Raw genomic sequence first — 938 nt, forward strand, 5'->3', positions numbered from 1 at the left:
TAACGGATTGGCGCTTGGCGCAGTGGCGGATTTCGGAGCACTAAACTGTCAATACACCACAAAAGTTGATGCGAAGTAGAATGTTCAATTAACCACGTCACCCGCCATTGAGCCAAACGCCTGTTGGGTACTGGCTATTTTTTATTGTCAGAATATAAATGGAATTCAAAATATCCAGCAATCCCTACGAATATTAGCCAAATTAACCAAGTGTCATCCATATCAAAAGCACCTTTATAACCTGCATCTTCCGCAATTGCAAAAGTTATAACAAAAAGAGCCAAAGGAACTGCTATTGAAACAATAGTTTTTTGTGTGGAATTTAATTTTTGTCCAAGATTTTTAATAAACTTCATTTTTTCTGATTTTAGTTTTTATATTCAAAGTAAGCTAATTTTATGTTTTTGAACCAAGATTCTTTATCCTCTATAATTTTTCTGATTCCAACAAAAATTCCATTTCTTGGAAAATAGCCGTTAACGTCCTTTCTGCCTAACACGCTTACAATTTGTGAATCATCTTCATAGACTAGACCATTAAAGCAATCTAGTACGCTTTTAATTAAATTATCTATATCGACTGAGTTAAGTCTCTTTTCTTGCATTGAAATACTTACTATAACTTCTAATTTCACACTCTTTTTGTAAGGATGTTCATCGGTAAGGTTTTCTTTTATTTGCTGTTTGAATTTTGTTTCAAAGTCCTGATGGTTTGATTTTCCTTTCTTTTTTAAGTATAAATCAAATTCTTCTGATAGATCAGTTGTCTTACCTTCTTCATCTTCTAAAATAGCTTTGTATCCCATTAATGGTTTGAACTTATCTTGTTTAGTCGGTATTTCTGGACCACCTATAAAACCTATGAAAAAATCTAATTCTGGATGTTTTTTTAATATAGCCTTCATTTACTACGTTTATTTTTAGCTTGTACCCAACGGT

2 protein-coding genes are annotated in these 938 nt (G+C 32.4%); both read right to left on the bottom strand.

Translation table 11 applies throughout. The features are described 5' to 3' along the window. Positions 1-134: 134 nt before the first annotated feature. The gene (locus tag DB520_RS26265) at positions 135-356 is read right to left on the bottom strand and encodes a hypothetical protein (protein ID WP_114752802.1); all 222 of its coding nucleotides are present in this window, start codon (positions 354-356) and stop codon (positions 135-137) included. Positions 357-367: 11 nt separating this feature from the next. Beyond that, positions 368-904 (bottom strand): RusA family crossover junction endodeoxyribonuclease, encoded by a 537-nt coding sequence (locus tag DB520_RS26270; protein ID WP_114752803.1) that lies wholly within the window; start codon positions 902-904, stop codon positions 368-370. Positions 905-938: the final 34 nt, after the last annotated feature.

The sequence above is a fragment of the Pleomorphovibrio marinus genome (genome assembly GCF_003347495.1).
Lineage (GTDB): Bacteria > Bacteroidota > Bacteroidia > Cytophagales > Cyclobacteriaceae > Pleomorphovibrio > Pleomorphovibrio marinus.